We start from the raw sequence: 26,415 nt of genomic DNA, 5'->3' as shown, positions 1-26,415 counted from the left end.
GTGGCGCGGAGAGGTTCGGCGGCGACCTGCTCCCCCATTCACGCGCCGTGGCGACGGGAATAAATATTTATCCTTCAAAGTGAAACATAAACCATGGACCTCACTGTATATGTTTCACTATAAATAGATAACCAAGCCAATGAACCTCCTCACCCGCCCGGAAGAGTTCGTGATGCTCGCCATCTGGAAGCTCCAGGACAGGGCGTACAGCCTCCCGATCCGCAAACAAGTAGCCGACAGCACCGGCATCGACTGGTCGCTCAGTTCGATCTACACACCGCTGGACCGGCTCACCAAAAAGGGACTGCTCACGTCCTACCTCACCGACCCCCTGCCCGAACGAGGCGGCCGGCCCAGGCGCATTTATCAACTCACCCCGGAGGGCCGCAAGGCGCTGCTATCCATCCGAACCGTCGAGCAATCGATGTGGGCGGGCATCACCGGACTTACGGCGGAAGGAAACTGACATGCACCAACACGAACACCGCACCCCCCCTCGGCTTGCCGCCGCCATCCTGGGCTGGCTGCTCAGGGAGCATACGGACACGGCGCTGGGCGACTACGAGGAGTATTTCAACGAAATCGCCGCGGCCTCCGGCGTGGCGCGGGCACGCTGGTGGTATCGCGGACAGGTCGTTCGCCTGATACCGGACCGGCTGTTCGAAAAAGCGTTCTGGAACGGGGTGATGCTCAAGAATTATCTCGTTCTGGGCGGGCGCAATCTGAAAAAGAACAGGCTCGCCTCGACGATCAACCTCGTAGGCCTCGCGGCCGCTATCGCCTGCACGATCACGCTTTTTTTACTGATGCAGGTGATCGGTGAACTCGACGGGTTCCACGAGAACGGCGATTTGATCTATCTGGTGGGGCATACCGTCGAGCAGACGGACGGGACGCGAAGGCTAGGCACCGCGCCGGTTGCACTCGGGCCGGTACTGGCTGCCGACTTCCCCCAGATCGCGCGCAGTGTTCGTTTCACGGAGACCTCCGCGCAGGTACGCTCGAACGGTACGGCCTTCCAGGAGACGATCGGTTTCGCCGACGCCGGCTTCTTTGAGCTGCTCACGTTCCCGCTCGCCGAGGGGAGCCCTGCCGCGCTTACCGAACCCAACGCGATTATCATCAGCGCCGAAATGGCCCGCAAATACTTCAGGGGCCGAGATGCGATGGGTCAGGCGCTCGAGATCACGTTCGAGGGCGGACGGAGCGAGATGCTCGTGGTGAAAGGCATTGCCGAACCGTTCCCGACCAGCGCCCGGTTCACCTTCGACTTCCTGGTGGGCTTCGATCACCGCGATGCCTACGGCGCCGGCGGCGAAACCGACTGGGCCCGCTTCTCCGACGCCACGTTCATCCAGATTCCTGAACCCGACGACGCGCCTGCCATCGAGGCGCAACTGAACCGGTACATCGACCGGCAACATCAGGCCAACCCGGCCTGGCAGGTCCAGTCGTATTTCCTGGACAACATCAACCACCCGGACCTGATCCGGGCCTGGGAGACCGAGCATCGGGCCATCATCGCGCCCCCGATCTGGGAAATGGCCGGCATCGGACTGGTCGGCGTCCTGGTGTTATTGATCTCGTGCATCAATTACATCACCATCTCGCTCGGCTCCGCCGCCCGCAGGCTCAAGGAAATCGGCATCCGCAAGACATCGGGCGCCGAAAAACGCCAGCTCGTCGCCCAGTTCCTCGCCGAGAACCTCGTCCTCTGCTTTCTGGCCCTGGTGGCCGGCGCCTTCCTGGCCGCGACGGTGCTGATCCCGTACATGAACGGCCTCATCGCCATGCAGGTGCGCATCGACGTGCTGCACAACGCCGGGTTCTGGGTATTGATGGCCGGCCTGCTCGCGTTTATCGCGCTCGTTTCGGGGGCCTATCCCGCCTTCTACATTTCCTCCTTCCAGCCGGTCGAGATTCTGCGCGGCAAACAAAAGCTGGCCGAAAAGAAAGGCCTCAACCGTGTGCTGACCACCACCCAGTTCGTGCTTACGATCATGACGATCTGCGTCGCCTTCATCATCACGTCGCTCGACGATACCTTGACGGGCGGCGACTGGGGGTATGACGAAGAAGCCCTCCTCGTGGTGCCGCAACTGAATCCGGAGCAGTTCACGCGGATGGCCAACGACCTTGCGCAGATCGCGTCCATCCAGCAGATCGCCGGCGCGACAGATCACATCGGCGCCTCGCGCAACACGATATCCGTTTCGGTGAACGGGGAAGAAAGCGAGGCGCTCTACTACAGGGTGGGTCCATCGTATCTCGCCACCATGGGTGTCCGGCTCGTCTCCGGAAGGCTGTTCGAGGACACCTTCGCGGCCGACAGCGCCACATCGGTCGTGGTGAATCGCACCCTCGCGCGCCAGCAGGGTTGGGCCGACCCGGTCGGGCAACAGGTGCGCTTCGACGAGCGCGCGTATACGGTCGTCGGGATGGTGGACGACGTGCTCATACATCCGCTTGGCGGGACCGCGCAGCCTGTCCTGTTTGGCCTTTCGGAGAGTGACAGGCCGGAATTTATGGTGCTTCGGGTGGACCCCGGCGAACGCGGTCGCGTCGCCGGCATGCTGCGGGAGCGCTGGGAGCAGCAATTCCCCGAGGTCGCGTTTTCCTATTATCCCCAGACGGCCGTCTTCGAAGAGTTCGATTTCATGATCCGGGTATTTTCCCGCTTCATCGGTTCCATCGCGGCGTTTGCCCTCTTCATCTCCTGCATGGGGCTTTTCGGGGTAGCCTCCCAGCGCGCCACGCTCCGCATCAAGGAGGTCGGGATCCGCAAGGCGATGGGCGCTTCCGCCACGCAGATCGTGTTCCTCGTGAACCGGGGCTTTCTCGTGATGCTGGCGATCGCAACCCTGATCGCCACGCCGATTTGTTATGCCGGCATGAGCCTGTTCGTGTCCGTCGCTCCCGTCGACATCCCGCTCGATCCAGCGCCCTTCGTATGGACGAATGCGCTGGTCTTCCTGCTGGCCGGCCTCACGCTGTCCATGCAGACGCGCGCGCTGGTACGCGTGAATCCCGCACACGTGTTGCTCTACGGATGAACTCGGGGCCACGCGCATGAGGGCGTGCGAATGACCCTACGTTGCACTCGGCCGTTTCGTATGTTACAACGCGCGGCCGGCGCTGCACGTGGGTCGTGCAATCCCTCTTCCAACCCGGGTCTTCGGAAAAGCCGACATGACGATCCGCATCCTGCGCCTATCGGCGCTCGTGATGGCATGCCTCGTTGTCTGTGCGCCTGACGACGCCGGCGCGCAATTTCGCGTGACCTGGATGGATATCGGCGAGATGCACAGCTTCTATTCCGAAGCAGGAGCGCATTCCGAAGGGGTTTCCGGAAATCGTAGTCTCGAATGGCCGGCCATCCTGCGCGGATCGGCCCACTATCGCGCCAAGGCGTACTGGATCGGACTGAAGAACTGGACCGATGCCACGGGACGTACCTGGGATTATCGGGTCGCCCGCATCGGGCTCCGCGCTCACGGTCATGCCACGTACATCCCGATCGAAACCCGGCTCGTGGCGCGATTCGAGGATACCGACGTGGTCGTTGACGGCGTGCCGTCGTATGTGCATAACAGCCCTTCGACGTTTGACAAGATCACCATCCTGGACGAGGTCGATCCAGAACTTCCGGCCGACCGTGTGCTCTATCAACGGTATCGCTCCATCCTGGGGATAGAGACCGAACGCCGGGTGTACGCCTATGCCAGCGAGTGGCATGACGACTACCACATCATCCGCCGGCGCATGATCAATAACGGCAATACCGACGCCGATCCCGCGATCGAACTGCCGGGCCAGTCGCTTCATGACGTGCTCTTCACCAACATGTATCGCTGGGTGGGCCGAGAACAGGCCGCAGACCATGGCTCAAACGGACAGCTCTGGGGCAAATTCACCATGATCGATATCGTCGGCGACGGACACCAGGAATACCCCGTCAACTTCACCGCCATCTACATGTGGGCCGGTTATGACCCCGGATTTGCCTCTGAGTTATGGGACAACCTGGGAAGTCCCCTGCTGCGTGTTAGAGGAACGGAAGCCCCCGGCGACACGATCGGCCGGCTGGCGGGGATGTCCATGCCCGGCCGCGTCGTATTACATGCCGACACCTCCCCTTCCAACCGCATCTACGACCCGGCAGTCCAGCCCGTCGCGATCGGCTGGATCGACAACGACGAAGAACTCAACGGCGACTTTCTATCCGAGCGAGACTACTACGAACTGGGGATGCTGACCCGGGAAAATCCCGCTGTTTTTCCCGACGGATCCTCGCGCATGTTCCCTCACCATGCGGATCGGATCGAGCAGCAGGGTACCTTCTGGGCGCCAACGCGGGATGCGGCCTGGGGCCGGTCCGGCGGTTTTTCCCCGCTGTTTACGTACGGTCCGTACCAGATGGCGTTCGGGGATACGCTTGAGATCGTCGAGGCCGAAGGCGCCGCCGGGCTGAGTTATCAAGCGGCCACTGAAATCGGCGTTGCCTATAAAAACAGTGGACTCGACGACGCGCTCCGTATCCCATACGACGCCAACGGCGACGGCGTCATCGCGGACATCCCGTGGGACTACGATGTCTACAAAAACGGCAGCGAACTGCAAACAAAGAACCAGTGGGTGATGACGGAGCGCGATTCGCTGTTCCAGATGATGTACCGTGCGCGAGACGTCTGGAACGCCAGCGCCGGCATGACCAGCTATCCAATCGTCGAGCCCCCCAGACCTCCACGACGGTTTGAGATCACGGGGCATCCCGATCGGATCGAGCTACGCTGGGAGCCGATGCCGGGGGCCGTCGACCCAGTGCAATGGGACGTGTACCGGACCAGCGATTATGTCGACAAGTTGCCCTATACGCAGATCGCCGTCCTGCCCGGCTCCGCCCGCTCGTACGAGGATACCGGCGTCATCCGCGGCGTCGACTATTATTATTTCCTGCAGGCGGTCGGCCCTGCTAACCCGGTGGACGCATCGGGCATCGCCGGCACGCCCGGCGGAATCCCCCTCAAGAGCGGTCGTTACTTCACGCAGAGTTATCTCCCGGCTTCGCTCGTGCGTTTTCCGGGTGCGCAGGTGTCGGACTTCCGGATCGTCCCCAATCCCATGAATCTTGCTTCCGATGCATCCCTGCGGATCGTCCCGGATGGCAACCCGACGCGAGGCATGGTCGAATTTCTCGACATTCCGGGGCACTGCACCATCGCGATCTACACCGAAGTCGGCGAACTGGTGCGGCGCATCGAGCACACCGACGGCAGCGGCAATGCATTCTGGGACATGACCACCTCCTCCCGGCAAGCCGTCGTGAGCGGGATCTACCTCGTTCGTGTCGTGGATAACGACACGGGTGCCACCAACGTCAAGAAGCTGGTCGTGATCTTGTAACTGATGTTTCAGACCGACCAGGTAGGCAGGGCAATCGCATGCTCTTCTAACGTGAGCATCTCCCGGTGCGGGAGTATGGGGGTGTGAGAGGTTCTGCGGTAAAAATGCCCCATGCACCCAAACTCCCATACGCTTCTCACGGCCAGCGCGAGAATGCGATTGCCCGGACCAGGTTGCCCCCTCGATTGATCTTATCAATTCAATTCCCGATCGTATAGCCGTTCCAGCCCCACGACCCAGGCCGTTCCATGCAGACGACTCAGCCGAACGCTACCCTCCTCGCCGGCTTCCTGCTGGCGCTCACGCTCTTCGCCGTCCCCGCACGCGCCCAGAACGCCGAACAACCTGCCGGCTGGACGACGCAGCAGGATCATCAGCACATGATGGAGCAGCTCGGCATCACGGCGCTGCGCCCCGGCCCCAACGGCCGCGCTGCCGCCGGCGAGCCGAACGCGGCGAACTACGACCCGGCCGTCGCCACCCCCTACCCCGATCTGCCGGAGCTGCTCGTCATGAAGGATGGCCGCCGCGTGACGACGCCCGAGATGTGGTGGAACGAGCGCCGGCCGGAGATCGTCGCCGATTTCGAGCGGGAAATCTACGGCCGCATCCCGGCCCATGTGCCGGCGGTCACGTGGCGCATCGTGGCGGAAAAGACCGACGGCGTGGTGGGCGGCATCCCGGTGTACGGCCGGCAGCTCCTCGGGCAGGTAGATAATACGTCCTACCCGGCCGACACGGTGCAGATCGAGATGACGCTGGTGACGCCGCGGGACGCCGCCGGCCCGGTCCCGGTCCTGATGATGTTCGGCTTCCGCCGCAGCCTCGAGCTTCCGCAAACGCCGGAAGAGGCGGCGAACGACGACCGACCGTCATTCCCGACGCCGCCCAACGGCGCGCCGCCGTCCACCGAGCAGCTCATCGCCGCCGGATGGGGCTACGCCGTCGTCAGCCCGTCGAGCATTCAGGCGGATAACGGCGCCGGCCTGACCCGCGGCATCATCGGCCTCGTCAACAAGGGGCAGCCGCGCCGGCCTGACGACTGGGGGGCGCTCCGGGCCTGGTCGTGGGGCGCCGCCCGCGCGCTCGACTACCTGGAGACCGATCCCACCGTCGACGCGCACAACGTGGGCATCGAGGGGGTGTCGCGCTATGGCAAGGCCGCGCTCGTCACGCTGGCCTTCGAGCCGCGATTTCGCATGGGACTGATCGGCTCGTCGGGGAAGGGCGGCGCAACCTTGCACCGCCGCAACTTCGGCGAGGCGGTCGAGAATCTCACGGGATCGGGCGAATACCACTGGATGGCCGGCAACTACCTCAAGTACGGTACCGAGGCCTCTTCCTTCGGGCGGATGGATGCGAGCGACATGCCGGTGGATAGCCACATGCTCATCGCCCTCTGCGCCCCGCGCCCCACCTTCATCAGCTACGGCATCCCCGAGCAGGGCGACGCGCTCTGGCTGGATCAGCAGGGCAGCTATACGGCCACCGTAGCCGCCGGCCCGGCATTCCGGCTCCTCGGCGCGCGCGATCTCGGCGTCGCGGAGGACTACCGCACGGCCCCGATGCCGCCCATGCAGACCGCGCTCACGGACGGCGAACTGGCCTGGCGCCAGCACAACGGCGGCCATGAGGACCGATCCAACATGAAGTTTTTCCTGGAATGGGCGAACCGCTTGATCGGCCACACCCCACCGAAGCCCTGAGCGCATTCCCCACTGCATGCGCCGGTGCGTTCGCCGGCATCATAGGGCGCACGCGTTTATTCCGCAGCCACCGCACGCCTGGCGGCCTCGGCCCTGCGCCGGCGCCAGGCGGCGAAACGCCGGAGCGATAGCGCTGCGCCGGTATAGGCGAGCAGGATCGTGCCGAGCGTCACCAGCCCCGCCAGCGTCTGCCCCCAGAATCCGAGCACCTCGCCCGTGTGCGCGAACCGCAGGATCGCGCGCCACTTCCCGCCGGACGTACCGGCCTCGAAGCCCCGGTAGCTCACCTCCGAGCCGGTGGCGCGATCGATTTCCATCTGCGCCTGCATCTGCGGCTGCCCGCCGGTGCCGGCGTTGAGCGACAGGCGGATCGTCTCATCCGAGGCCGACGGCACGTTGAGCGTCAGCGTGCGCCAGGCCGGCATACGCCGCTCGGCGGGGGCCAGCAGGACATTCAGGTCGCGATAGGAGGCCTCCTCCATGTGAAACGGCGCCGCCGCGGCCTGCTCGCCCGTCCCGCCGTCCGGCCGCGGTGCGGGAGGAGGCCCCGGAGGGGCGCGGCGCACCGGCGGCTCCTCCCCGTTGAGCGTATAGACGAGGTTGCTCGCCCAGGGATACGCTATCACGACGCCCGACACCACGATGATAAACAGCGGAATGAGCGACCAGAAGCCGATCACGTGATGCCAGTTGAAGTCGCGCGCCTTCGGGGAAAGACCGGCTCTGAACCATGTCACGGCGCGCACGGTGTTCTTCCGCCAGTTCTTGGGCCACCAGAGCCAGAGGCCGCTCAGGACGAGGAATAAAAACCCGAGATTGGCGCCGTCGACGATGGCTTTGAACGTCTCGCGGCCTTCGCCTTCGGCCGCCATCCATCGGTGCCAGTGCTCGACCGACTCAAAAAAGGCCCGAAGATCGGGCTTCGCTCCGCCCAGCACCGCCCCCGTATACGCATTCACGTACAGCGTCTTCTCGCGCCCGTACGAGACGGTCGCCGGCTTCTCCGAATCCGCCTGCCACGTCACCGACCCCGGCAGCGCCCCTTCCGACGCCGCTAGCATCGCCAGCAACTCACCGGCGCCCAGCCGGGCCATGCCGGCCTCCGGAGCCGAGGCATCCATGTCCCGCGTATCGGCCCAGGCGACCAGCTGGCGCTCATACGTGAGCAACACGCCGGTAACAGAAAGCATGATGACGATCACCGCAATGGTCAGTCCGACCGTGAGATGGCACCAGAACAGGATCTTGCGCAAACGCTTCATCGAACGCGAGGAGTCTGGGGGTTGATGATCAAGGTTTAAGGATTGGGGTTCGAGGGATCACCGACTTGAACCTTGAACATATATCCTTGAACCCTCCAGCCCTCATCGACGCGCCGGCGCCGGCTGCATTCCATCCCTTTCCGCGTTCTCATCGATCTCATCGAGCTTCGATCACCTTGCGGTCTTCGAGTCGCAGCACCCGGTCCGCCATCTCGGCCAGCGCGGGGTTGTGGGTGACGATGATGAACGTCTGGTCGAACGTGCGGCTCAGATGGATGAGTTCGTGATGCAGGCTCTCGGCGGTCTTCACATCGAGGTTGCCGGTCGGCTCATCGGCGAGGACCAGGCCGGGGCGGTTCATCAAGGCGCGGGCGACGGCGACGCGCTGCTGCTCGCCACCTGAGAGTTCGCCGGGGCGGTGGTGCATCCGCGCGCCCAGGTTGAGGCTGCGGAGCAGTTCTTCGGCCCGTCCGTGGACGTCCTCGAAGGAACGATGCTGGATGAGCGCCGGCATCGCGACGTTCTCGAGCGCCGTGAACTCGGGCAAAAGGTGGTGGAATTGAAAGATGAACCCGATGGCCCGGTTGCGAAAGGCCGCGAGGGCCTCATCGTCTTTTTTGAAGATGTCCTCTCCCTCGAACAGCACCCGCCCGCCCGTCGGGCGATCGAGGGCGCCCAGCATATGCAGCAGGGTGCTTTTCCCCGTTCCGCTTTCCCCGACGACAGCCACCACCTGGCCGCGGTCGACCGTAAAGGATACCTCGTCCAGCACGTGCAACGGCGCGCCGGCCGCCGTTTCGTAGACTTTGCTCAACCGATCGACGACGAGCAGCGGCGTCGCGGGGGCGGCCCGAACGGCGTCGGCATGCGGGGCGGCGTCATCCATGCCGTTCGATCTCATATTTGCCCATCTTGTTGTAGAGATGCGACCGCTGGATGCCGATCGCATCGGCCGTCCGGCTGATGTTCCAGTCGTACAGGTTCAGCTTGTGCTCGATGAACAGCTTTTCCGCCTGATCCCTGAAATCGCTGAACGCTTCGTACTGGTCGAAGAGGCTGGTGATGGACGTGCCTCCGCCGGCGTTGGGTTGGACGTACCGCTGCACGTCGCGCGGCAGGATCTCATCCCCTTCGCTCAGGATGAGGAGTCGCTCGATCACGTTGTGAAGCTCGCGCACGTTGCCGCGCCAGTCGAACTCGGCCAGCAGCTTGAGCGCGGCATCGGAGAAGCGCCGCGCCGGCAGGCCGTTGCGCTGGATGAGGTGCTCGCAGAACTGGGGCACCATCAGCGGGATATCCTCGCGGCGCTCGCGGAGCGGCGGGAGGTGGATGAGGATGACGCTCAGACGGTGATACAGGTCTTCCCGAAACTCGTGGGCATCTATCTGGGCGAGCAGGTCCTTGTTCGTCGCCGCAACGACGCGCACATCGACGGGGATGCTGCGATCCCCACCCACCCGGCTGATGCGATTCTCCTGGAGCGCGCGCAGGACCTTCGCCTGGGCGGAGAGGCTCATGTCGCCGATTTCATCGAGAAACAGGGTGCCGCCGTTCGACTGCTCGAACTTGCCGATGCGCTGTTTCGTGGCGCCGGTGAAAGATCCCTTTTCATGCCCGAACAGTTCGCTCTCGATGAGTTCGCCCGGGATGGCCGCGCAGTTGACTTCCACCATGGGCCCGTCTTTCCGGGGGGATTGATGGTGGATCCACTTGGCGACGAGTTCCTTGCCCGTGCCGGCCTCGCCCGTGATCAGCACCCGCGCTTCCGTCGGCGCCACGCGTTTGATCGTATCCTTGATGCGCTGCATCGCGGGGCTTTCGCCGATGATCGGGAGCAGCCGCGCCTCGTGGTGCTCCACGATGGTCTGGCGCATCCGGCGGTTCTCCTCCTGGAGATTGGCGCGGTCGAGCGCGTTGCGGAGCGTGAGCAGGAGCCGGTTCAGGTCGGGCGGCTTCTCGATGAAGTCAAACGCGCCCAGTTTCGTGGCCTCGACCGCCGTCTCGATGGTTGCATGGCCCGAGATCATCACGACGGGGATCTCCGGCATTTCGGTGCTCATCACCTGCAGCACTTCGATGCCGTCCATCCGGGGCATCTTGACGTCGAGGAGCGCCAGGTCGTAGCGGCCGGCCCGGAGCTTCGCCAGCGCCTTTTCGCCATCTTCCGCCTCGTCCACGTCGTATTCCTCGTATTCCAGAATCTCGCGCAACGTGCGTCGGATGCTGGCCTCGTCGTCGATCACCAGAATGCTAGCGGCAGCCATAACGTGCGGGTTTGCGATGGTCGGATTGCCAGAAACGACAAACGCATAAATCCGGGGAGGATCGATGCGTTTGCGCGACTAAGGTACGCGCCGGAGCGCGAGGATGCGTAAACGGCGCTCGCCGCGGCGCCTCACCCCTTCGCTTCCACGTCCACGCGGGCGAGGTAGTACTCGATCTCCCGGGCCTCGGTGGATTCAGGGAAATCGTCGCTGATGCGCTGGTACATGGCGCGCGCCTTGGAAAAGTTGGCGGCTTTCTCGTAGGCGCGGCCGGCGCTGAGCAGGTACTGCGGCGTCGTGAAATCGGTGGCGAAGGTCGACGCGGCGCGTTCGTAGCGTTCGCCGGCGCGGGCAAAATCACCGGTATTCTCGTAGATCGCGGCTTCCGCCGCATAGGCCGCGGCGCCCAGGACGTTGTCGCGCTTGTCGAAGTCGTCGAAATAGGCCAGCGCCTCCTCGAACTTGCCCTGGCGGTAGAGCGCGTCGCCGGCGTAATAGGCGGCGAGGTTGCCGGCGGGGGTGCCGCCGTACTGACGGGCGACATCGAGCAGGCCGGCGTTCGATTCGTCGCCGTCGAGCGCGGTCTGGTAGTCCGCGCGTTCGTAGGCGCGGACGGCGGCAGCCATGGCCGTCTGGGCCTGATCCGCCTTCTTGTCCTGATACAGGCTGAAGCCGGCGCCGATGATGAACAACAGCACGATCACCCCGACCACGCCGAATACCAGCGTGCGGTTTTCGTCGAAAAACGTCCACACCCTGCTATAGAAGGTGATCACCTTGTCTTCGCGAAGCTCGTGTCGGCGCGTGATGCGTTGCGGTGCCTTATGGGTTGCCATGATCGGTTTTAAAACGAATGCTTGCGTTTGGATAAAACGAGGTCGCGCGAGGCGCGGTGGGACCAGACGAGCCTTCGCGCCCGGTTTAGCGGCTTTCATACGCGCCTGCCGGTTCTGGTATCCCGAAAAATGGGACTTTTACGCAAAATGCTAAATTTGGTCATTTTTTGATTAATTCACCGGGCGCGTTTGTCGGTGAATCGCCGCGTCTGTTATCTTTGCGCCGGCTATCCGAGGACCCGGTCCTCCATCCACACCATCCGCTTGTACCACCAGTCCCAGAAGGAATCGACTATCATGGCCATTAAAATAGGCATCAACGGTTTTGGACGCATCGGCCGGCTCGCAATGCGCGCCATCCTCGCCGCAAAACCCGGCACGTTCAACGTCGTCGCCATCAACGATCTGACCGATGCCAAGACGCTCGCCCACCTCTTCAAGTACGACTCCGTACACGGCATCTTCAAAGGCGAAGTAAAGGAAAAGGACGGCGCCATCACCATCGGCAACGACACCTTCAAGGTATACAGCGAGCGCGATCCGAAGAACCTGCCCTGGGGCAAGCTCGGGTGCGACGTCGTCATCGAATCGACGGGCGTGTTCACCGCGCGTGACAAGGCGGCGCTCCACCTGGAAGCCGGCGCGAAGAAAGTCATCATCTCGGCCCCCGCCAAGGGCGAAGTCGACGCCACCGTCGTGCTGGGCGTCAACGACCATGTCCTCAACGGGAAGGAACAGGTGGTATCGAATGCCAGCTGCACCACGAACTGCCTCGCTCCGCTCGTCAAGGTGCTCGACGAAGCCTTCGGCGTCAAGCGCGGCTACATGACCACGGTGCACGGATACACGGCCGACCAGGTCCTCCAGGACGCGCCGCACAAAGACCTCCGCCGCGCCCGCGCGGCCGCGCTGAGCATCATCCCGACGACGACCGGCGCCGCCCGCGCCGTCGGCCTCGTGCTGCCCCACCTCAAGGGCAAACTCGACGGCTTCGCGCTCCGCGTTCCGGTGCCTGACGGCTCCGTGACGGACCTCGTCGCCGAACTCGGCAAGGACACGACCGTCGAGGAAGTGAACGCCGCCTTCAAAAAGGCCGCCGAGACCACCCTCAAGGGCATCCTCGAGTACTGCGAAGATCCGATCGTGTCGACCGATATCGTCGGCAACCCGCACTCGAGCATCTTCGACGCGGATCTGACGATGGTGCAGGGCAACATGGTCAAGGTCGTAAGCTTCTACGACAACGAATGGGGCTACGCCAACCGCGCCGTAGACCTGGCCGCGAAGCTCATGTCGTTCTGATCCCGGAACCGACACCAGCCCGAACCTACACGGTAAAGAGCGGAGTATCCTCTATACTCCGCTCTTTCCTTTTTCCACTCGCACGTTTTTTCGCAGGAGACCCGCCGGCGTCGTGTAATCGTGCGCGCGGCGCTGTACCTTCCATGCGGCTTCCCTCTGAGTCAAGGGGTATATACCGATGAACAGTGTATCGATTAACGATCTCGATCTGAAAGGCAAACGCGTTCTGATCCGTGTCGACTTTAACGTGCCGCTGCGCGAGGACGAGAACGGCCGCCAGCACGTGGCCGACGACACGCGCATCCGCGCCGCGATCCCGACCATCCGCAAGGTCATCAACGGGATGGGCAAGGCGATTCTGATCAGCCACCTGGGCCGGCCCAAAGGGGTCCCGAACTCCAAATACAGCCTCGCTCCGGTCGCCGAGCACCTGGAAAGCCTGCTCGGATTCCCGGTGCGCTTCGCCTCCCACCTGACGGGCGAGGCCATCAAGGAAGCGATCGATCGCATGCCGGAGGGCGGCGTCATCCTCCTCGAGAACACGCGTTTTTACCCCGGCGAGACCAAAAACGACCCGGAACTCGCCGCCGAACTCGCGGAACTGGCCGATGTGTACGTCAACGACGCCTTTGGCTCGGCCCACCGCGCCCACGCATCCACGGAAGGCGTGGCCCGGCTCGTGCCGCAAGTTGCCATGGGGCTCCTCCTGGAGCGTGAAGTGACGTACCTCAACCGCCTCCTCGAATCCCCCGAACATCCGTTCGTGGCCGTCATCGGCGGCGCGAAGGTGTCGGACAAGATCGGCGTAATCGAGGCCCTGCTCAAACGCGTCGACTACCTCCTCATCGGCGGCGCCATGAGCTATACGTTCCTCAAGGCGCTGGGCCAGCCGGTCGGCAAGTCGCTCTACGAGGAAGACAAGCTCCAGCAGGCGCACAAACTGTTCACCGAGGCGGAAGGCCGGATCAAGCTGCCGTTCGATCACATCGTGGCGACCGAGTTCAACAACGACGCCCCGCATCACGTGACCAAGACGATCGAGGCCGACTTCATGGGGCTGGACATCGGGCCGGAAACGGTGCAGGCGTACCGCGAACTGCTCCTCGGAGCCAAAACGATCGTCTGGAACGGCCCGATGGGCGTTTTCGAGATGTCGAACTACGCCCGCGGCACCTTCGCCATCGCCGAAACCCTCGCCGAGGCCACGCAGCACGGCGCCCTCACGGTAGTCGGCGGCGGAGACTCGGTGGCCGCCATCACGCAGATGGGCTTCGAGGACCGCGTCAGCCACGTTTCGACGGGCGGCGGCGCCATGCTCGAGTTCCTGGAAGGCATCACCCTCCCCGGCATCGCCGCGCTGAACAAACGAGCCTGATCGCTCGCGTACACATGCCGGAAACTGAGCCGATACGGGTCGAGGGTCTCACCAAAGTCTACCGCAGCGCCCTGTCGCGTCGTTCCGTCCAGGCGCTGGAGGCCCTCACGCTCCAGGTCGGTCGCGGCGAGATCTTCGGACTCCTCGGCCCCAATGGCGCCGGCAAAACGACGCTCGTCAAGATTCTCCTGGGGGTGGTGCGTCCCACACAGGGAAGCGCCACCCTTCTCGGTCTGCCTGTGCAGCACCCCGAGGCGCGCCGCGCCATCGGCTACCTGCCCGAGAATCACCGTTTCCCGGAGGTGTTTACCGCCGAGGGGCTGCTCCAGGTCTACGGCCGGATGGGCGGCGTATCCCCGTCGCTGCTCAAGGAACGGATTCCGCGCCTGCTGGAGCGGACGGGCATGACCGAGTGGCGCAAGGCGCGCATCCGTACGTTTTCCAAGGGGATGATGCAGCGTCTCGGCCTGGCGCAGGCGCTCCTCAACGATCCGCAGGTCATATTCCTCGACGAGCCGACCGACGGCGTCGACCCCATCGGCCGGCGTGAGATCCGGGACCTGCTTGCCGGCCTCCGGGACGAAGGCAAAACCATCTTCCTCAATTCGCACCTCCTCTCCGAGGTCGAACGCGTCTGCGACCGCATCGCCATCCTGAACAAAGGCGCGCTCGTGTACGAGGGCGACCTCGAGCATGTGGGCAAGACGGAGGTCGCCTACGACATCACCTGCACCCCGTTGCCCGAAACCCTGTTCGCCCAGCTCCAGGTCACGGACGGTCTGCAAGCCAACGAAGCGGATGCCGGCGGGATGGGGCGCTACCGCCTTGAAAATGCCTCGACCGAGCGGCTGAACGCGGTGATCGACCAGCTGCGCGCCGGCGGCGTCGCCATCCAGGCCATCCAGCCCCAGCGGCGCTCGCTGGAGGATGCCTTCATCCAGCTGCTGGCCACCGACAGCAGCATCGGAGGGCGCGTGTCATGATCGGCGTATTCCTGCTCACCCTCAAGGAGCTCATCGCGCGGAAGGTGACGATCGGGCTGTTTATCGTCATCACCGTCATCTGGGGCGTGTTGTCGCTGGCGTTGCAGATGGACGTGGTCGAGGGCTCACTCGCCGGCCTGCGCATCATGGGGCAGACGGCGAACATGAACGCGGCGCGGATCGACCCCGAGACCGGCGCCCGCATCGAGGAGCTGATCTCGCTGGAACGCGTCGTGTTCGAGGTCCAGCGCGTTGTCGCCGGCGCCTGCTACTGGCTCGGGATCCTGCTGGCGCTGTTCACCACGGCGCCCATGATCAACCACCTGCTCGAACGCGGACGCGTCGACTTGCTCCTGTCGAAACCCATCAGCCGGCTACGGATTCTCGGCGGCCATGTCGCGGCCGTGCTGCTCACCATCTTTTTGATGGGGCTCTACCTGTTCGTCATGGTATGGCTCGTGATGTCGATCAAGTCGGGCATCTGGAATCCGCGCTTCCTGGTGTCGCTCGGGATCGTGTGCGCCGTGTTCGCGACGATGTACAGCGTCGTGGTGTTTATCGGCGTATGGCTCCAGAATACGGCGATCTCCCTCATCGTCAGCTACGGACTCATCTTCCTCTCGCTCGTCCTGGCCCTGCGCGACCAGCTGCTGCCCCAGCTCGGTTTCGCCGGACGGCAGACGTTCGAAGTCCTCTACCACGTCCTCCCCAACTTCGCCGAGGTCACCCCGATCGTCGTGCAACTCTCGGGAAATGATAGCGTAACGGGTTGGTATCCTTTGATTTCAACCCTTCTTTTTGGCGCGGTGATGTATGGCGCCGCCGGATGGCTCTTCGTTCGGCGCGACTACTGACCGCCCCGAGGATCCACATGAAAACACCTCGTCTACGCCGCAACGCCTCGCTCGCCCTGACCCTCCTCCTCATCGCCGGCCTCAGCGCCTGCGACGCCGAACTGCAGGATTCGCCCGAAGCCATGTCGCTCACGGCGCGCGGCGCCACGGAAGTCATGCCCGAGGACGCCATCGCGGTGGGCATGATCGACCTGAAATCGCTCGCCGCCAACCCGCTGACCACGCCGTTCGGCGAAGCCGGCTTCTTCACCAGCCACCTCCAGGGCGAAGCCCGCGCCCGCTTCGACGATTTCACCGCGGCCACGGGGCTCGACCCGGAAACGGATCTCTCCGAAGTGTACGCCGGCCTCGTAGCGGTCGAGGGCCAGAATCAGCATCCGGCCGTCAACTTCGCGATCTACGGCACGTTTGACCGGGAGGCGCTCCAGAACTTTGTCGAGAGCCGCCTGGGCAGCGACCTGACGCAGCGTGACTATGCCGGCGTGACGGTATTCGAAAAGGCCGGCGAACACGGCGGGATCGCCTTCGCGCTCGCCAGCGACCAGATGATCGTCGCGGCCAGCGGATACCAGGATGTCACCGCGATGCTGGACCGCCTCCAGGGCCAGGGCACCTCGATCGCGGATAACAAGGACATGATGGCGCGCATCGCCCGCGCCGCCGCGGCCGGCGACGTGTGGGGCGTGGCGCTCAAACCGTCCGAAATGACGGCGCCGAGCGGCTCCGAGGCGATCGAGAATCAACTCGGTCGGCTTGTGACCGCGGTGCAGGCCGCCGGCGGTGCGCTGGACGTACAGCCCGCCTCCATGGCGACCACCATGCAGATCTACCCGTCCGACGGCGTTTCCGCCGACGACCTGGCTTCGCTGGTCCGCGGCGCCATCGCGATGGCGCGGGCGCAGGATGGCCTGGATGACGACAAACGGTCGATGCTGGACGACGTCAAGGTTGCCGTCGAGCGCGACTACGTCACGGTGCGTTTCGAAGCGCCGAACGCCTTCTTCGAGAGTATGGCTAAGAACTGAGCCGCCGACCGGCCGCCGGCAACCCGGTACTCATATTCCGTTTCTGCGGGGACTCGATCGATCGAGTCCCCGCTTCTTTTTTATGCCGGCTCGAATGCAGAAAAATTCATCGCAGCGACCGGGAGCGCTCCGGGTAGGCCGGCGTATTCAGCCGGATTCATGCACCTCGCCTCCCGTATCCGTACATCCTCGTATGCCCGTAGTCCACACGCGCCGCGATCTTGCGCTCACGCTGGAAGCGCTCCCGGCCCTGCCTGCCCCGCGCAGGGTGCTCATGACGTCTCCGCTCCATTTCGACGTGCTCTACGTCATCAACCCGCACATGGAAGGCCATATCGGCGCGGTCGATCGGTCGCGCGCGCTCGAACAGTGGGAAGCGCTCAAGGCCGCGTACGAGGCGCTCGGGATCGCGCCGGCCGTCATCGAGGGCGTCGCCGGGCAGCCCGACATGGTGTTCTGCGCCAACCAGACGCTCCCGTTTGTCAGCGGAGGCGGTAAACACCGGGGCGTTTTCCTGAGCCGGATGGACGCGCCCCAGCGCCGGGGCGAAGTCGTGCATTACGAGCGCTTCTTCGCCGACGCCGGCTATGAAACGGTTCGGCTTCCCGAATCCACGGCCGGCTCGTTCGAGGGTATGGGCGACGCCATCTGGCATCCCGGCCGCGCGCTGCTCTGGGGCGGCTACGGCTACCGGACCGACAGCACGGTATATCCCTTTATCGCAGAACGCCTGAACGTACCCGTCATCCTGCTGGAGCTGATCGACGCCGAGTTTTACCACCTCGATACGTGTTTCAGCGTCCTCGACGAAGAAACCGTCCTGATCTACCCCGGCGCATTCACCAGCGCCGGCCTCGCGCTCATCGAGGCCGTGTTTACGCGGATCATCGAAGCGCCGGAAGACGAGGCACGCTCGCTCTTCGCCTGCAACGCGCACTGTCCGGACGGCCGGCATGTGCTCATCCAGCGCGGCTGCCGGCGCACCAACCAGCGGCTCCGCGAGGCCGGCTACGAACCCGTGGAGTTGGACACCGACGAGTTTCTGAAATCCGGCGGGTCGGTGTTCTGCATGAAGCAAATGTTCTGGTAAATCGCGATTTTCAGCCGGTGCATGTATCCATCGTCATACCGGCCCTGAATGAGGCATCCCGCATCGAAACGACACTGCAAACCCTGCGGCGGCAGGAAGGCCGTTTCGAGCTCATCGTCGTGGACGGCGGCTCGCAGGACGACACCGCCGCGTGCGCGGAGCGCCATGCCCGGGTCGTCACATCCGACCGCGGTCGCGCCCGGCAGATGAATGCCGGTGCGCGCGTTGCCCGTGGCGACGCCCTCCTCTTTCTGCACGCGGACACCACCCTGCCCTCGAACGGCATCTCCCGGATCGCCGATACGCTGGCCAACCCGGCGATCGACGCCGGCGCCTTCCGCCTCCGGTTCGACCGGCGCGCGCCGCTGCTCGATTTTTACAGTTTTTGCACCCGGCTCAACACGCCGCTCCTCTGTTTCGGCGACCGCACGCTGTTCGTCCGCCGCGCCGTCTTCGAAGCCATCGACGGCTTCCAGGAGATCCCCGCCTTCGAGGATCTCGAGATCGTCCGCCGCCTGCACCGCCGGGGTCGCTTCGCCTTCCTTCCCGACTACGTCACCACGGCCGCACGCCGGTTCGACGAACACGGCCATCTGCGCCAGCAACTCCTCAACAGCTACCTCTGGACGCGCTACCTCCTGGGCACTCCGCCCGAGAAGCTCGCGGCGCTGTATCGCTACAGTGCAAAACCCAAGGCGCCGGCAGGCTGATCGATAGGGCCCGCGTTTTACGGACCCTTCATCGATAGTCATCTCGCTACCCAATGCCGCCATCCTGTCATTTTACGCCCTTCAGAAACGGTTGGGAATTTCAAAAAATCCGTCTCGGTCCGTCATCCTGAACCGCCCTCCGCTTGCGGTGGGCGTGATGAATGCCCGTCCGCGCGAACGCGGGGAGACCTCTCGAACCACCGTGAGACGCTCATAGGAGCCCTGCGCGAGTGATTCGGGAGGTCCCCGCGTTCGCGGGAGCGGGCTTTCGACAACCCCGTCGCAAGCGCCGGGGGCTCAGGAAGACAACTCTTTTTTATTTCTCAACCGTTTCTCAGAGCCCTTTCCGGGAGACACAAGGTGTCGGCGGGGAGTTTTTTCAGGCTCCTCTTGACATACGACCCATGTAATACTATTTATAGTAGAAGCCAACGCCCATAGCCATCGCGCTGTCGGTCTGCCTGCCAGCGCCGGTCGGAATCGCATGACGAGCAGCCCGCCTCGCGGTCTTCCAGGCTACGTTCCATACCGGACTGTACGACTGACCTGACCCATGACTGGCCTACGCGCAGACATGGAATACCGTGACGCTGTCCGGTTCGTGCGAGGGGAAGCCGAGGTGGTCGCGGGACGTGTTGTGAGATCGTCGGCATGGGATCGTCCTCTTTTCATGACCATCGAGAAAGGCGTCTATTATGAGATGGACGTCGAGGCGGCTCCATTCACGTTTGCGGTCACGGCATTCGAGTCGCTGCCACCGGGCATAGTGAAATCCTGGATGAGCCGCGCCTGCAGCGAGCTCGAGCCCGATGCCGGATGGCTGCAGGCGACACGCTCAACGTCGAAGTGCGCCATGCCGAGTCCTGCCGACGTCACCCGTCGCAACCATGCTGCCCGATGACGGCGACACAACGAGAAGAACGTATTCAATTTGCCGCAACGTGGCGCGCATGAACCACGGTGAGATCGCGATCGCATAAGTGCGTCCTCCAGACTCGGCCCCGCTTTCAATCGCGCCGGTACCATCGCGATGATCGATATACCGATTCATTGCTGTCCCCCCGATGAAACGAAATTCGCTCACCCCGCTCGGCGAGACCGAGATGGAAATCCTGCAGCACGTGTGGGCGCTCGGCGAGGCGACGGTCTCCCAGGTGCACGATCGCCTGCTGCGCGAACGCAAGGTGGCGTACACCACGGTGATGACCGTGATGAAAAAGCTCGCCGAGAAGGATTTCCTGACCTACCGCGCCGAAGGTAACACCTACATCTACCGCGCTTCCCGCACGCAGGCCGACGTACAACAGGAGTTGCTTGGCGGCCTGCTCGAAAAGGCCTTCGGCGGCTCCGGCCTCTCGCTGCTCCATTCGCTGGCGCGGCAGGAGTCGCTCTCGGAGGCCGAACGCCTGGAAATCCGCAACCTGATCGACTCCATGGAGGATGACGATGAACCTTCCGCTTGATCTCACCTTCCTGGCCCGTTTCGGCGAAGCGGCGCTCGCCGGCTACTGGATGCCCCAGCTCGTGTGGGCGATGCTGGCCGGCGCGGTCCTTCTGGCCCTCCGCTTCATCCGGATGCCGCAGCCCCTCCCCGGCTATCAGCTGGTGACGGCCCTGCTGCTGGCGTTGCCCGTCGGCCTCCTTCTCGCTCCGCTCACACGGTTCGAGATCGCCGCGCCCTGGACCTGGAGCGCGCAACCGGAAGGGCCGGCCTCGGGCATCAGCATCGGCACGTTACTCGCGGCGGGGGAAGCGCAAGCGGCGCCTGCCTGGACGCTGAACCATACGATCGGCCTATTCACCCTGCTCATGGCCGCCCTCGCAGGCTTCCAGCTGGCCATCGTCTGCCGCCGCCTGGTCGATCTCCGGCGGCTGCGCGACGCGCTGGCCGTGACGGCGCCGGCCGAGGCGACCCGCCGGCTGGAGGCGCTCCGGCGTAAGTGGAACGTTCAGGTCCCGGTCGCCCTCTTTGTGACGCCGCACGAGCACTCGCCGGTCACCTTCGGCTGGCGCCGGCCCGCCATCGTCCTCCCCGTTTCGCTGCTGGAAGAGCCGGATGCGCTGGACATGACGCTCGAACACGAGCTGATCCATGTGGCGCACCGTGATTTTGCGCGCGGCGTCCTCGAGTCCGTGGTCCGGTCGCTCTTTTTTATCAATCCGGCGGTACACGCCGTGAGCCAGCGGATCGAGCGGTTACGCGAGTTGTCGTGCGACGCCGAACTGCTGAATCAGCCGGCGTTCAGCCGGAAGCGGTATGCGTCGCTCCTCGCGCGGTTCGCGCTGCGTCCCGAAGCCCAGCAGCGACTCGCCGTACACATGTCTTCAGCCGGGCGGCTCAAGGAGCGGGTGGAGGCGCTGCGGGCCTACCGCGGCGCGCCGGCCTCGCCGCGCATCGTTCGCGCCCTCGCGCTGGGCACTGCCGGGGCCTTCTTCTTTCTGGGCATCGCCGCGATGGGGTGCGAGGTCACGTTCGACCAGAGCCTTACGGTCAACCAGCTCGAGGATGAAGACGGAACCGCCGCCCTGACACGCACGCCCGCCGAACCCGCGGCCGCGGAGCACCTGAAGCTCGTCCCCTCCGACGAGGTGTTCATGGTCGTCGAAGAGATGCCCGTGCTGGTTGGCGGCTTGCGCAGCCTCCAGGAGTCCATTCAGTACCCCGACATCGCCCGCCGCGCCGGCATCGAGGGACGCGTATTCATCCAGTTCGTCGTCGACAACCAGGGCCGCGTCATCGATCCGACCGTCGTCCGCGGTATCGGGGGCGGATGCGACGAGGAGGCGATCCGCGCGGTATCGCAGGCCCGTTTCGCCCCGGGCCGGCAGCGGGGCGTCCCTGTGGCGGTGAAAATGTCGATCCCGATCACATTCAAGCTGGAGGACGCGCCGGCCGCTCCCTGATCGGCGCGCACCCTCCGTACCCCTTCATCCAACCCTTCGGTAACCGAACATGCAATCCAACCGTTTTTCCCGACTGATCCTCGCGTTTTCCTTCGTCGGGCTCGCCGCAGCCGGCCTGGCTGCCTGCGACGTCCCGTCCGCCAACGAGCCCGAACAAACCACCCAGCTCGCGCTGGAAGCCCCCACCTTCGTTGTGGTTGAACAGATGCCGCAGCTCGTGGGCGGCATCCAGAGCCTCGCCGCGAACCTGACCTATCCGGAAGCGGCTAAAACCGCCGGCATCGAAGGCAAGGTCTTCGTTCAATTTGTGGTGGACGAACACGGGCGCGTGGAGAACCCCGTCGTGGTGCGCGGCATCGGGGGCGGGTGCGACGAAGCGGCGGTGGCGGCGGTACGCGCGGCGCAATTCGAGCCGGGCCGCCAGAAAGGTGAGGCCGTTCGCGTCAAGATGTCGATCCCGATCGCCTTCAAGCTGAATGGGGACGCGTGAAGGGGATGGTTCAAGGTTCGAGGTTCGAGGTTCGAGGTTCAATGAAGTTCTACCTTGAGAAACTGTTGAGAAATAAAAAAGAGTTGTCTTCCTGAGCCCCCGGCGCTTGCGACGGGGTTGTCGAAGGACCTCCCGAATCACTCGCGCATGGCTCCCATGAGCGTCTCACGGTGGTTCGAGAGGTCTCCCGCCTTGCGCGACGGTCATCACGCCCACCGCAAGCGGAGGGCGGTTCAGGATGACGTGCCGATAAGGATTTTTGAAAACCCCAACCGTTTCTGAACATTGATCTTCGAACCTCGAACCTGAAATACCAACCCGTTCATTCGACCGAATGAACGGGTTGGTATTTCTACGAATGCCGGCTCGATACGATCGGGCCGGCGTTTTTCTTGCTGGCGGGGCGTTCGATGTTATAGATTCGTGAGATCTTGCCTCCGGCTGGGGCGTACATTCCTACCAACATTCCAACGTCCGTTTCGCGTCAAGCATCGAGCATCATGGCAAATATTATTCTGAAACCCGGCTGGCAGATTCCCGAGCACCTCGTCACCCCGCAGGATGTCTACAACAACCGCCGGCACTTCCTCAAGCAGCTCGGCATGGGCTCGATTGCGATGCTGGCGACGGGCGGTTTCACGGCGTGTGCGAACGAGACCGCCACCGCCGGCGTGCAGGGGGGCCCGCTCGACACCATCCCGGCCAATGCGCCGCGCACCGGCTACCCCGCCGGCCGCAATGCCGCGTTCACCGTGGAGGAACGCCCGATCACCGATCGGATCATCGCTTCGTCGTACAACAATTATTACGAGTTCAAGAGTTCGGGCGACCTGAAGGATCTCTGGCAGGACACCGCGGACTACAAGCCCTTTCCGATGGAGTTGGAAGTCACGGGACTGGTCGAAAAGAAGTTCAAGATCGACATCGCGGAGCTGATCGGCGAGATGCCGCTCGAGGAGCGGGTGTATCGGTTCCGTTGCGTGGAAGCCTGGGCGATGACGGTGCCGTGGACGGGATTTCCGCTCAAGAAGCTGATCGAACGATGCAAGCCGCTCTCCAAAGCCACCCACGTGCGTTTCGTGAGCGTCGCACGCGCCAAGGAGATGCCCGGCATCCCCGCCGCGCCGTGGTACACGTGGCCCTATTACGAAGGGCTGCGGATGGACGAAGCCATGAACGATCTGGCCTTTGTGGCGACCGGCCTCTACGGCGAGCCCTTGCCCAAGCAGAACGGCTCGCCCTGGCGTCTGGCCACGCCCTGGAAATACGGCTACAAGGGGCCGAAGGCCTTTATCAAGATCGAGTTCGTCGATCGCCAGCCCAAAACGTTCTGGAACGACCTCCAGCCTATGGAATACAGCTTCCTTTCGAACGTAAACCCGAACGTCCCGCACCCACGCTGGAGCCAGGCGACCGAGCGCATGATCGGCCAGAACAACCGTCGCGTGCCGACGCAGCTGTTCAACGGATACGCCGAATGGGTCGGGGATCTGTATCCCGAGGAGCCCAGGGAGTAATCATCACGCCGCGCGGCGCCGGAGCGTTCAATTCACCGCCAGGCGCGTGGCCGGATCGCCGGATCGCGTGAGCATGCGATTCCAGAAGAAGATGCCGATGCCGAACATCAGCATCATCCCGAAGCACACGGCCGACTGCATGGCCGCGATCTTCCACTGGGTGCGCGCGATCGCGCTGATAACGATTGGCTGCTCGGCGCCCGGGATGACGCGGACGTCGAGGACCTGTTCATGCTCAACCTGCGGGAGCAGGGTAAACGGCAGCGCCATCTTTTCCTGCACGATCTCCCGGCCATCCGCCAGATGCGCCCGCAGGCTGATATAGCCGAAGGGGATATCCGGACGCTCGTTCTTCATGAACTCGATCACCTCGGCGCGGGCGGCTTCCCCCTGTTCGAGCGTGGCGCGCAGGTCCCTGGCCACGTGCCACTGGTTGATGCCGAGCCAGAACAGACCCAGGGGCACGATCCAAACGATACGGGCGATATAGCGCTGCATGGGCGAACGTCAGGTTGGTTTGCCGGCACCGTGCCGGAAGTCCGGGCAATGATGCCGTATGTAAGCTACCAGCTTACGCCAGAAAGAGATAGGGCTTCCAGGTATCGTCGACATTCCCGATAAAATCACGGATGAACATCACCTGACTCGGCCGGAACGGCTGCCGGCGCAGCTCCAGCCGGGCCTCTTCGGGCGTGCGGTTTCCTTTTCGGTTGTTGCAGGGCGTGCAGGCGGCGACAAGGTTTTCCCATGTATCCTTGCCTCCGCGCGACTTGGGGAGGACGTGATCGACGGTCAGGCTCTCGCGGTTGCCGCAATACTGGCACCGGTACCCATCCCGGCGGAGCACGTTTTTGCGCGAGAGCATGATGCGTTTGTACGGCACCCGAACGAAATACTTGAGGCGCACGATGCTGGGCCATGGAAAGTGCAGCGTTGCCGATCGGAGGAAGTGATCGGGCATACTTTCCACCAGCTCGGCCTTCTGGAGATGGACAAGCACAACGGCGCGCTGCACGCTGCAAATCGTGAGCGCCCGGTAATCCTGGTTCAAGACAAGCACGTGACCGCTCATGACACACCCCACGACCCTTCTCTGGATGTGACGGACTCAGGCCGATCACCGTTCGATGGACACGCGTTTATCGCAAGTACAAACGTGGCGTGCTTGAAAGTAGCATCCTCGGTTTATGAGACCATTCCCGGGTTGACAGGCTCTCGTCTGGCGTACGAGAGCGATGAAAAGATACAGCGCGCGCCGGCGCGATGCATCATGTCTTCATTACGAATGCCCCTTAAAAGGGATCCAGGGGTGCTGACGGTCGCGCGACGGGCCCCACTCAGCGAATGACTTCGACGGGATCGCCGGCCCGAATCAGCCCTTCGTTCGACGGGATGAGGTTTTGCCCGAACAGCACCTTGTTGCCGTCCCGACGGTAGCCGGCGAGGGTCCGCAGCGGCTCCTTCTGAAACACGCCCGCCACCGGATCCAGCGTCACCATCACACACCGCGCACAGGGCTTCACCACGCGCAACGTCACATCGCCGATCCGAATCTCGCGCCATCCGTCCTCGGCGTACGGTTCCGCGCCTCCCACCACGATATTTGGCCGAAACCGCGCCATCGGAATGGCTTGATCGAGCCGCCCGTTGAGATCGGCGAGGGAGCCTTCCGTCAGCAGCAGGATCGGGTAACCGTCGGCAAAGCTGACGATGTCGCCGGCCTGCCCGTAACGCGGGTCGACCGCGCGGCGCGACGAGTCGGGCATATGGACCAGCCGGAACGCCGCGCCGAGGTAGTCGGACAACCAGCGCGCCGCCTCCTCTCCCGCGTCGACGGCCTCCACGCGATCATCCCAGACGACCACCGAGCGCCGCGCCGTATCTTCGCCCGGCGGCTCGACGCGGCAAGAGGGCTTTCCATCCACCCGAAACGTGATCGCACCGCCCCCGTCGCTTTCCACCTCGACATACAGGAGGCGGGGCTGCTCGCGCTGGGTGATGAACGCCCCCTCCGAGTCCACGATCATCCAGCGCCGGTCCTGCGCGAAGCCCCGGAAGGTCACGCGCGCCTCGGCCAGCGTTTCGGCGCCGGCGGATTTTACGGGATAACGATGCAGCGAGGTGACACGGAGCGGCATGACGAACAGCGATTAGCGAGGTGACAGACTGGGGCTAGAACCTGGTTTGAAAAAGGTCCGGGCGTTGTACGAACTCCCAGTACAGCGTTGCATCCTGAATCACGTTCAGGATACGGCTTTGTCCGAAGCGTTTTCAGACACCGACGGGTTCAGGATACGGCACGGCCAGAAGATTTTGCAGACGCAGCCTGTTTTCAAGCAGAGCCCGGTCGCGTGGGGAATTCGGGTAGCCGGGCGTCAACCGCCTGCCGTACCGAAGAGAGACCCGGAAGCATACACGGCCGCCGTATCCCCCTGATACCCCGGTAGCATTTGCGGGCCGGACGGAACCGTTGAAAGCATCGCTACGTTCGCAAAAAAAATCGATTACGACGTCTCTGTCGCCTCAAGCCATTCAAGGCTCGCCCCGGTCTTCTGACGTAGCCGATTACCACGACGCGATGTGTTTGCGTTCAATCGGCCTTCTGGTCGTTTCGCAGCACGCGTGGTCTCGTCCGAACCGCCCGAGGCGCGCCCTCTTCACGAACTCGAGCGCACAGACATCGGCCGGCATGCG

The 26,415-nt window shown here is 63.7% G+C and carries 23 protein-coding genes; 16 read left to right on the top strand and 7 right to left on the bottom strand.

Features of this window, described 5'->3' with window-relative positions; translation table 11 throughout:
- Positions 1–139 precede the first annotated feature (139 nt).
- From R2834_11235 to R2834_11220, 4 genes are all read left to right on the top strand, one after another.
- Positions 140–466 (top strand): helix-turn-helix transcriptional regulator, encoded by a 327-nt coding sequence (locus R2834_11235; protein ID MEZ4700895.1) that lies wholly within the window; start codon positions 140–142, stop codon positions 464–466.
- A 1-nt stretch (position 467) separates the two neighbouring features.
- Positions 468–3,053 carry an ABC transporter permease gene (locus R2834_11230; GenBank protein ID MEZ4700894.1) on the top strand — a complete coding sequence of 862 codons (2,586 nt, stop codon included), beginning with the start codon at positions 468–470 and terminating at the stop codon, positions 3,051–3,053.
- Positions 3,054–3,189: 136 nt separating this feature from the next.
- Positions 3,190–5,403 (top strand): hypothetical protein, encoded by a 2,214-nt coding sequence (locus tag R2834_11225; GenBank protein ID MEZ4700893.1) that lies wholly within the window; start codon positions 3,190–3,192, stop codon positions 5,401–5,403.
- Positions 5,404–5,651: 248 nt separating this feature from the next.
- Entirely contained in the window at positions 5,652–7,109 is a 1,458-nt protein-coding gene (locus tag R2834_11220; GenBank protein ID MEZ4700892.1) for an acetylxylan esterase, read from the top strand.
- Between the two features lie 56 nt (positions 7,110–7,165).
- Here the strand turns inward: R2834_11220 and R2834_11215 are convergent, their stop codons facing one another.
- The 4 genes from R2834_11215 to R2834_11200 all read right to left on the bottom strand — a co-directional run bounded on the left by R2834_11215 (position 7,166) and on the right by R2834_11200 (position 11,471).
- On the bottom strand, positions 7,166–8,371 hold the full coding sequence (locus R2834_11215) for a PepSY-associated TM helix domain-containing protein (protein ID MEZ4700891.1): 1,206 nt from the start codon (positions 8,369–8,371) through the stop codon (positions 7,166–7,168).
- A 157-nt stretch (positions 8,372–8,528) separates the two neighbouring features.
- On the bottom strand, positions 8,529–9,257 hold the full coding sequence (locus R2834_11210) for an ABC transporter ATP-binding protein (protein ID MEZ4700890.1): 729 nt from the start codon (positions 9,255–9,257) through the stop codon (positions 8,529–8,531).
- Positions 9,250–10,635 carry a sigma-54 dependent transcriptional regulator gene (locus R2834_11205; protein MEZ4700889.1) on the bottom strand — a complete coding sequence of 462 codons (1,386 nt, stop codon included), beginning with the start codon at positions 10,633–10,635 and terminating at the stop codon, positions 9,250–9,252. The genes R2834_11210 and R2834_11205 overlap by 8 nt, the downstream gene beginning before the upstream one ends.
- Positions 10,636–10,766: 131 nt before the next feature.
- Positions 10,767–11,471 (bottom strand): tetratricopeptide repeat protein, encoded by a 705-nt coding sequence (locus R2834_11200; protein ID MEZ4700888.1) that lies wholly within the window; start codon positions 11,469–11,471, stop codon positions 10,767–10,769.
- A gap of 297 nt (positions 11,472–11,768) precedes the next feature.
- On the opposite strand from R2834_11200, the gene gap reads away from it, so the two are divergent.
- The 12 genes from gap (at position 11,769) to msrP (ending at position 23,721) form a co-directional block, all read left to right on the top strand.
- Entirely contained in the window at positions 11,769–12,773 is a 1,005-nt protein-coding gene (gene gap / locus R2834_11195) for a type I glyceraldehyde-3-phosphate dehydrogenase (protein ID MEZ4700887.1), read from the top strand.
- Positions 12,774–12,951: 178 nt separating this feature from the next.
- On the top strand, positions 12,952–14,148 hold the full coding sequence (locus tag R2834_11190) for a phosphoglycerate kinase (protein ID MEZ4700886.1): 1,197 nt from the start codon (positions 12,952–12,954) through the stop codon (positions 14,146–14,148).
- Positions 14,149–14,162: 14 nt separating this feature from the next.
- The gene (locus R2834_11185; GenBank protein MEZ4700885.1) at positions 14,163–15,131 is read left to right on the top strand and encodes an ABC transporter ATP-binding protein; all 969 of its coding nucleotides are present in this window, start codon (positions 14,163–14,165) and stop codon (positions 15,129–15,131) included.
- A complete protein-coding gene (locus R2834_11180) occupies positions 15,128–15,985 on the top strand; it encodes an ABC transporter permease subunit (protein MEZ4700884.1) in 858 nt (285 codons plus the stop codon). Before R2834_11185 ends, R2834_11180 begins: the two co-directional genes overlap by 4 nt.
- Before the next feature lie 17 nt (positions 15,986–16,002).
- Positions 16,003–17,010, top strand: a complete 1,008-nt coding sequence (locus R2834_11175; protein MEZ4700883.1) for a hypothetical protein — start codon at positions 16,003–16,005, stop codon at positions 17,008–17,010.
- 193 nt (positions 17,011–17,203) lie between these two features.
- Positions 17,204–18,100 (top strand): arginine deiminase family protein, encoded by an 897-nt coding sequence (locus tag R2834_11170; GenBank protein MEZ4700882.1) that lies wholly within the window; start codon positions 17,204–17,206, stop codon positions 18,098–18,100.
- 17 nt (positions 18,101–18,117) lie between these two features.
- Positions 18,118–18,810, top strand: coding sequence for a TIGR04283 family arsenosugar biosynthesis glycosyltransferase (locus tag R2834_11165; protein ID MEZ4700881.1), 693 nt, complete (start codon positions 18,118–18,120; stop codon positions 18,808–18,810).
- A gap of 670 nt (positions 18,811–19,480) precedes the next feature.
- Complete coding sequence (locus R2834_11160; protein ID MEZ4700880.1) at positions 19,481–19,711, top strand: hypothetical protein; 231 nt, start codon at positions 19,481–19,483, stop codon at positions 19,709–19,711.
- Between the two features lie 163 nt (positions 19,712–19,874).
- The gene (locus tag R2834_11155) at positions 19,875–20,273 is read left to right on the top strand and encodes a BlaI/MecI/CopY family transcriptional regulator (protein ID MEZ4700879.1); all 399 of its coding nucleotides are present in this window, start codon (positions 19,875–19,877) and stop codon (positions 20,271–20,273) included.
- On the top strand, positions 20,257–21,714 hold the full coding sequence (locus R2834_11150; protein MEZ4700878.1) for a M56 family metallopeptidase: 1,458 nt from the start codon (positions 20,257–20,259) through the stop codon (positions 21,712–21,714). The genes R2834_11155 and R2834_11150 overlap by 17 nt, the downstream gene beginning before the upstream one ends.
- 49 nt (positions 21,715–21,763) lie before the next feature.
- Positions 21,764–22,204 (top strand): energy transducer TonB, encoded by a 441-nt coding sequence (locus R2834_11145; GenBank protein ID MEZ4700877.1) that lies wholly within the window; start codon positions 21,764–21,766, stop codon positions 22,202–22,204.
- A gap of 500 nt (positions 22,205–22,704) precedes the next feature.
- A complete protein-coding gene (msrP, locus tag R2834_11140) occupies positions 22,705–23,721 on the top strand; it encodes a protein-methionine-sulfoxide reductase catalytic subunit MsrP (GenBank protein ID MEZ4700876.1) in 1,017 nt (338 codons plus the stop codon).
- Positions 23,722–23,748: 27 nt separating this feature from the next.
- Here msrP and R2834_11135 read toward each other — a convergent pair whose 3' ends face one another.
- The 3 genes from R2834_11135 to R2834_11125 all read right to left on the bottom strand — a co-directional run bounded on the left by R2834_11135 (position 23,749) and on the right by R2834_11125 (position 25,859).
- Positions 23,749–24,219, bottom strand: coding sequence for a hypothetical protein (locus tag R2834_11135; protein ID MEZ4700875.1), 471 nt, complete (start codon positions 24,217–24,219; stop codon positions 23,749–23,751).
- A 73-nt stretch (positions 24,220–24,292) separates the two neighbouring features.
- Positions 24,293–24,781 (bottom strand): HNH endonuclease, encoded by a 489-nt coding sequence (locus R2834_11130; protein MEZ4700874.1) that lies wholly within the window; start codon positions 24,779–24,781, stop codon positions 24,293–24,295.
- Positions 24,782–25,058: 277 nt separating this feature from the next.
- On the bottom strand, positions 25,059–25,859 hold the full coding sequence (locus tag R2834_11125; GenBank protein ID MEZ4700873.1) for an MOSC domain-containing protein: 801 nt from the start codon (positions 25,857–25,859) through the stop codon (positions 25,059–25,061).
- Between the last annotated feature and the right edge of the window lie 556 nt (positions 25,860–26,415).

It is taken from the genome of Rhodothermales bacterium, from assembly GCA_041391505.1.
Taxonomy (GTDB): domain Bacteria; phylum Bacteroidota; class Rhodothermia; order Rhodothermales; family JAHQVL01; genus JAWKNW01.
Note: the sequence above shows the minus strand (reverse complement) of the source record. Positions and strands in the feature narration are given on the sequence as shown.